This window comes from Massilia psychrophila, from assembly GCF_002760665.1.
Classification (GTDB): domain Bacteria; phylum Pseudomonadota; class Gammaproteobacteria; order Burkholderiales; family Burkholderiaceae_D; genus JAFCUW01.
In genome coordinates this window covers 1-7,286 of sequence record NZ_PDOB01000065.1, presented here as the reverse complement: position 1 = coordinate 7,286, position 7,286 = coordinate 1, and the positions used below count along the sequence as shown (strand labels likewise).

Genomic DNA, 7,286 nt, shown 5'->3' with positions numbered 1-7,286 from the left:
GGCAGGCAGGGATAGTAAAAATCCATGCTGGACGCCGCGATTTTAAAGTAGTGTCAAGTAATTTTATGAAAATCTTGATAATAATTTACTGAAATGCACGCCATTCACTAACTTGGGTGGATTGGGTGTGCAGTCGGCACCTATCTAGCGGCGACATTTGGGAAAATAATTGACGTGAGAACATAATTCATAGTAAAAACAATAACGCTGTGTTGCTATCTTCCGACTCTCGGCAAAGGCATGGCCCGGATAACAGAAGGACTTAGAATGAACAACCTTATCAATGAACCGGACGCGGAGCGGCTGATCTTTGGCCTGCGCGATACGGGTTACAACGTCAGGACCGCAGTTGCGGACATCATTGACAATTCCATTGCCCACAAGGCGGACCAGATCAATGTTGAGATCGTGCTGCGCAATGACGGACGCAAGCTGGTCTATTTTGGCGACAACGGGGAGGGCATGGATGCTGATGGCATCTATAAAGCGATGCGCTACGGCGCTCCGGAACGCGAGAACCCTGAAAGCCTTGGGAAGTTTGGCCTAGGGCTAAAGACAGCTTCCAGTTCAGTCTGCCTCAAGTTCACCCTGATTTCGCGAAAAGCTGCCAGTCAGAAGCTGGCAAAGCTCGCTTGGGATCTTGAACATGTTGCGACGCAGAAGCGCTGGGAAATGCTTCAGGAGCCGGTCAGCGTTACTGAGCAGGAAATGTTTGACGAATTGTGCGGCGCTCAGGGCACCCTCGTGATCTGGGAAAATTGTGACAGGATCCTGATGAAGGACTACGCGCCCGGCAGCACAAAGGAAAAATCGGCAATAAACAGGCTTGCAGAGTCCCTAGACAAGCATCTTTCCCTTGTATATCACCGTTTCCTCGACAAAGCGGACAATCGTGAGCGTGACGTTGACATTTTAATCAACCAGACTAAGGTTGTTCGGTGGAACCCTTTTTATCCCGAGCGTTCAGAACAGGTCCTCTCAGAAATAAAGCAGACACTGGTCGTGGAGCTTCCTGACGGGTCGGAGGGAAGCGTGCACATCCGTGCATGGATCCTGCCACACCGTGATGACATGACCAAGGAAGAAGAAAAGATCCATGCACGCATTTCGAACAGGGCACAGGGCTTTTACGTCTACCGTGAAGGCCGCTTGATCCAGGATGGCAGCTGGATGGACGTCTTCGGGGCCAACGAGCCGCATACATCGTTGCTGCGCATCGAATTCGAATTCGGTCATGAGCTCGATGATGCGTTCCGGATCGATGTGAAAAAATCCCGCATCCTCTTCCACCCTGAACTCGAGGATGGCCTGCGTGAACTGCTTCAGCCCGTTTACCGTGAGGCCGGGAGTCGCTATCGCAGGCAGAACAGGGCAAAAGCGAACGCTTATTCGATTGATCATTCCAGCGCAAACAAGAATATTGCAGAAACAGGCAATGCGAGCAAGCCACAGGTGACGTCGGTCGATCCTGCGACGCAGTCCGCGATCGTTGCGAACAACATGGGTCCGAAAATCAGGCTCAGGACGGCAGTCCAGAGCAATGTAAACCCTGATGCGATATACGTCGAAGCGGTCGAAAGTATCACCAACGGGGAGTTATGGCAGCCGGCATTGCGCAGCCCTGGAAATACCGGACATGTTCCTGCAGTACTGCTGAACAAGCATCATGACTTCTACCAGAAGATCTATAAGCGGGCAGCGGCCAATGGCTATGCAGTGGAAGGGATGGACCTGCTCCTGTGGGCGTTTGCTGTAGCTGAACAGAACAACACGAACGAAGAGCTGGAACCAATTTTCGAAGATATCCGTAACGAAATATCGAACAATCTGCGCAAACTGCTGCGTAATGTGCCGGATCCGGAACCTGGCGAAACAGCCGCCGAAGAAGAAAGCTGAAATGCTCGCTGCAAAAAAAGAGCTCATTCTGAAAGAGCTTGCGGAAGGAACCGGCGCGGCAGTCTCTGCGGAGGTGGACCTGAGCGGCCTTCGTTCCGGCCTGCGAATATGGTTCAGTGATCTGGACCAAAAACACGGACCCGTTGCCGAACTGCGTACATACGGGCTGAAGGGTCACCGGGTAACCCTGACATTCGGAAGCTTTTCCGGGACGGTGCTCAGCCAGATCCTGGCGGCATCCCCGGAAGATGTCCAGCTGGCGCAGGCTCTGGTTGCATCAATACGGCCGGAAGCTGATGTCCAGATTCCTGGGCAAAACATGCCTGAATGGCACGTGATGAATGGTGCCTTCCGCATGGTGGCGACCGTCCGCAATCAGGAGCATCCGCTGAACGACAGCTCGGTGATCGCAACCTGTCGCGATGTAATTGTGCCGATAATGGCGGCCATGGCTGAACTCATCGGTTACGACGTCATCGAAGACCGCCAGGGTGAGGAGGCGCCTGCCTGCGAAGGTGCCGTCCTGCAGTCAGTCGTGATACGACGCGAGCGGAACCCCCGAAACCGGCTTCTGTGCATTCGCATTCATGGTGAAAAATGTTTTGCCTGTGGCGCCGAACCAAGGATGACCTACGGAGATGCCGGGTCAATCATTGAAGTACACCATCTTGAACCTGTTGCCCTGCTTATGGAACCGCGTCCGTACGATCCGCGTACCGACCTGGTTCCGCTGTGTCCGAATTGCCACCGCGCCGTTCATACGAGGCGCCCGGTCCCATTTACGATGGCTGATCTGAAAGCGATATTGGGGACTTCTTATGCCTGATTACGCAACATTTCCGGAAACATTTGAAGAGCTGTCGGCATGCCCGCCACACGGATTCTCGCTGTCCGAACGTGTGATCGATCCTGTCATTATCCTTGGCAAGAAGGGCGCGCACAGCGTGGCTTGTCTCGCAGGCGTACGTATGCTGCAAGGAGTCAGGCACATCTGTCCTGCCCCGAGCAACCGCCACACGTGGGTCGTGGACGGAACAGTGATCCGTCCCCTTCCTAGGGACGCGGTTCGCCTGCTTGCCGAAACACTGGGCGATGCTGATCCGGATGACATCCCCTACAGCGTCGCAATCCGTTTAATGCGGGACGCCGACGGCGCCATCGGCGCAGAGCCGGACGAAAGCTTCCTGAAGGCCGGACGGGATGCGGCCGAAGACTTCGATGGGGAAATTCAGGTTCCCGGACTTACCGCGACCCTGTTTCCCTACCAGGCACGTGGTGTGCGCTGGATGATGGAGACGATCAGTCACACGGGAGGGCTGATCCTTGCTGACGAAATGGGGCTGGGCAAGACCCTCCAGATCATTGCGCTGCTGCTGCTTGAGCCGCCCCGGCCGTTCGCTCCTGCACTGATCATCTGTCCGACCAGCCTGATCGCTAACTGGGTACGGGAAATCGCCCGCTTTGGAGCGGGCCTGTCCGTTCTTGTGCACCGGGGTGCCAATAGGGCCGGAATTTACAAGGACCTGCAGAAGACCAGCGTCGTGATTACGACCTACGACACAATGGTCAATGATATTTCGATATTTTCCTCTTTTGAATGGTCCTGGGTGATCTGCGATGAGGCACAAGCCATCAAGAACCCGGACTCGAACCGTCGGCAGGCGGTAGTCACGATTCCCCGCCGCAGGTCAATTCCGATGACAGGGACACCTGTGGAAAACAGCCTGACGGACCTCTGGTCGCTTGCTGACTTTGCCATCCCCGGTTTGCTCGGTTCGCGCCGCGAATTTGAAACAGCATATTCCGACAGCATTGAGTCGGCAAAGGAGATTGGGAGATTCACTGATCCTGTCATCCTGAAGCGCAGAGTCGCCGACGTTGCCGGCGATTTGCCTGAGCGGATTGACATCGATATACCTCTCGAACTTGATGAGCAGCTTGCCGCTCATTATCTCGACGTCCGGCAAAAAACACTTGCCCGGTATCCCGTGGCCGGTGCTCTGGTGGCGACGCTTCAATTACAACTGGTGTGCGCCCATCCCTGGCTGCGCCGTGTTGATGACTCTGATGATGATGCTGACGAGACCAGAGTTGAGAGAACCAGTGGCTGTCCCCTGATGACTCCGAAAATGGACAGGGTACTGGCCATCTTGCGGGAAGCTTTTTTTAATGATCAGAAAGTCATCGTGTTCGCGCTTTTCAACCGGATCGGCGACCTGATTAAGGAAGCATTTACCGGCTTTCCAAATGCATACTGGGGTGCTATCAATGGATCGACACCATCGGATCAGCGTCAGCCTGTCGTCGATAATTTTTCTGCCCATGACGGACCTGGATGTCTAGTCCTTAATCCGAAAGCGGCCGGTGCCGGTCTGAATATCACAGCCGCTACCGTGGTGATCCATTTCACACCTGTCTGGAACCCGGCACTGGAAGCTCAGGCGAGCGCGAGGGCTCACCGCCGCGGCCAGACCCGACCAGTCACGGTCTACCGGCTTTTCTACAAGGATACTGTAGAAGAAGTAATGATTGATCGCTCTCTCTGGAAGAGCGAGCTGGCCAATGAAAGCGTTCCCGTTTCGTCAAGAAATGCAGCCGACCTCAGGCTTGCTCTGGAAATTTTACCAGGAAAAATATGACAAAAAAAACTTTTATTAAAATCCTCAGCGCTAACGATGTCGGCACAACCGGCGGCCATCAGGGCGGAATTCTCATACCAAAAGGGGAAGCAGAGTTGCTTGCTTTCCTGCCGCCTCTTAATTCTGCAATCAAAAATCCGGATGCATGGATTGAATGTATGGATGAAGTCGGGGTACTGCGACGATTCCGGTTTGTCTACTATAACAACAAGCTTCATGATCTGAAAGGCACACGGAATGAATATCGGGTCACATATATGACCCGATATTTTCGAGATACGGGGGCAAACGAGGGCGACACCTTTGAAATATCAGGGGGTGAGGATAAGTTTAACTACGACATCAGAATTGTTCGCCCACTGGCAAAACCATTTGAGCCGGCAGAAGAGCAAGTGATCCGGATTAAGATAACTTCCAATTGGCGCCGGATTCACTAAATATAAATAATAATTCAGGAAAATATATGTCAATCAGGCCAATAAATTTCAGAGCTTCATGTGTAAAAACTTTGTCAGCTGTAGAGGCAGAGCCGACAAAGTCGAATCAACATGAGTTCAATGGTGTAGCGCAACTTAAAAATTTGTTTGGGAGTGAAAAAACTCACATGACCGTATCATTTTCAACAAGAGGGCTTGATGATATTTGTTTATCAGGAATGACTTGGTATGAGGCAAGAGAATCTCATGCAACACGTTCAGAATATAGATTCTATTTTCAATCTAATGCAGTTATGGAAAGAGCTCGAGAGGGTGACAATATAATTATTGGTTTTGATCTTTCAAATAATATTCATTGTGAGTTAATTACTCAAGGTGCATCTGGTTATACAGCGACTACAGGATGGGTTGTTCAAACGCCATAACAACAGCCACAACCATGAGGTGTCCTGCCAATCAAACGCATATACATATACCGAATGATTGGCAATTTTAAAAGAAGGACAAGCACGATGCCAAGGCGTTTGAACGCGCCAGGTGGATCGTGGCGTCGTTTCAGAGCCAGGCGCAGGCGGCGCAATGCGATCTGCTATATTTTGACGAGACAGGCTTCAGTCCCAACCCGCCGTTGCAGGGCGTTCTCAAAAACCAAGTGCAACACCTTTACTGTAAGACGCATTCATAGAAAAATAGAAAAATTCAACTACTCAGGAGCGCGTATTCGTCGTAACCATACGTAACGATTTCCGCTCCATTGCTAAATACGGCAATTTCAAGTGCAGCACCGTCAAATCAAGAGTATCCATCGAATATTGCGAAAATGCAATGTTTTGTCGCTGTATCCGGGTAGAAATATCTTGATACTGAATTGAAGATGCGTATCGCACCAGTCAAGATGAGATCCGGAAGCCACTGGCTCCTAGCGAAAAGTTCTGGTAAAAGGCTGAAATTTTCGCAGCTCATCGAAAAACTACACAGCCTTGCGTAACTTGGTCAAGCCTTGGCCTGCTACTTGACGACATCGCTGAAAATATTTTTACTCTTGATAAAATACATTATCAAGAGTAAAGTAGGAATTCACTTGATCTTGTCTTAAATGCCATGTCCAACGATTCTGAAGATGCCGGCGTGCTTGTGCCGGCCGCGCCGGCGCCGCGCGCGCTAACGATCCACGACTTCCACCAGCTGGCCGACGTGCCGCCGGCAATTTCCTGGTTTGCCAACCTTGACAACCCGCAGACCCGTCGCGCCTACGAAAACGACGTGCGCGAGTTCATGGTGTTTGCCGGCATCGACGATCCGCACGCTTTCCGCCAGGTCGGCCGCGGCCACATTCTCGCCTGGCGCCGCGACCTGGAGCTGCGCGCGCTGGGCGGCGCGACGATCCGCCGCAAGCTGTCGGCGCTGTCATCGCTGTTCGATGCGCTGTGCGAAGCCAACGCGGTCCAGGGCAACCCGGTCGACGGCATCAAGCGGCCGAAGGTGGCCAGCCAAGAAGGCTCGACGCCGGCAATCGGCGACCACCAGGCGCGCGCACTGCTGGCGGCGCCGGACGGCGCCACCCTCAAGGGCATGCGCGATCGCGCGATGCTGGCCACGCTGCTGTACCATGGCCTGCGCCGCGCCGAGCTGTGCGCGCTGCACCTGGTCGACCTGCAGGAGCGCCGCGGCGTGCGGCATCTGCGTGTGCTCGGCAAGGGCAGCAAAATTCGCTACGTGCCGCTGCACCCGGCCGCGGCCGGCGCGATCGCCGCCTACCTCGAGGCGGCCGGCCACGGCGACGACAAAGCAGCGCCGCTGTTCCACTCTGCCAGCAACAACGCGCGCGGCAACGGTCGGTCGATCACCGAGGATGGCGTCTACAGGGTGCTGGCCAGGTACGCCGGCATGGTCGGCATTGACGTCGACGGCTTCGGCCCGCACGCGCTGCGCGCCACCGCCATTACCAACGCGCTCGAGCATGGCGCGGATCTCGAAAAGGTCCAGGACTGGGTAGGACACGCGAATATTTCAACCACCCGCATGTATGACCGCCGCAAGCACCGCGCTGAGGACAGCCCGACGTTCAAGGTGGCTTATTAGCTGCCTGTCCGCACTGCAATTAGGTAGGCAGGTTAGCCGCACCGGCCATCCATTTCCACTGAAAACGGGATGGAGTCCAATTTTATTAAGGAGACTTGATGTTACGGTACTGTCAACTTACCGCCGTCAGTAAAGTTTTGTAAAGTAGCGTGATGAAAAATTCCCTACTCTACCGTGGCTTCCGCCACCCGGCGGAAATCATCAGCCATGTGGTGTGGCTCTACTTCCGGTT

Annotated in this window: 6 protein-coding genes; all 6 read left to right on the top strand. The window is 53.7% G+C overall.

Annotated elements, in window-relative coordinates:
• Positions 1-267: 267 nt before the first annotated feature.
• The gene (locus CR103_RS21455; protein ID WP_099917927.1) at positions 268-1,896 is read left to right on the top strand and encodes an ATP-binding protein; all 1,629 of its coding nucleotides are present in this window, start codon (positions 268-270) and stop codon (positions 1,894-1,896) included.
• Between the two features lies 1 nt (position 1,897).
• Positions 1,898-2,722 carry an HNH endonuclease gene (locus tag CR103_RS21450; RefSeq protein ID WP_099917926.1) on the top strand — a complete coding sequence of 275 codons (825 nt, stop codon included), beginning with the start codon at positions 1,898-1,900 and terminating at the stop codon, positions 2,720-2,722.
• Positions 2,715-4,535 carry a DEAD/DEAH box helicase gene (locus CR103_RS21445; protein ID WP_099917925.1) on the top strand — a complete coding sequence of 607 codons (1,821 nt, stop codon included), beginning with the start codon at positions 2,715-2,717 and terminating at the stop codon, positions 4,533-4,535. Before CR103_RS21450 ends, CR103_RS21445 begins: the two co-directional genes overlap by 8 nt.
• Positions 4,532-4,972: an EcoRII N-terminal effector-binding domain-containing protein gene (locus CR103_RS21440; RefSeq protein ID WP_099917924.1), complete on the top strand. Its 441-nt coding sequence runs from the start codon at positions 4,532-4,534 to the stop codon at positions 4,970-4,972. Before CR103_RS21445 ends, CR103_RS21440 begins: the two co-directional genes overlap by 4 nt.
• A 26-nt stretch (positions 4,973-4,998) precedes the next feature.
• Entirely contained in the window at positions 4,999-5,397 is a 399-nt protein-coding gene (locus CR103_RS21435) for a type II restriction endonuclease (protein WP_099917923.1), read from the top strand.
• A 676-nt stretch (positions 5,398-6,073) separates the two neighbouring features.
• Positions 6,074-7,054 (top strand): tyrosine-type recombinase/integrase, encoded by a 981-nt coding sequence (locus tag CR103_RS21430; protein WP_099917922.1) that lies wholly within the window; start codon positions 6,074-6,076, stop codon positions 7,052-7,054.
• Positions 7,055-7,286 lie beyond the last annotated feature (232 nt).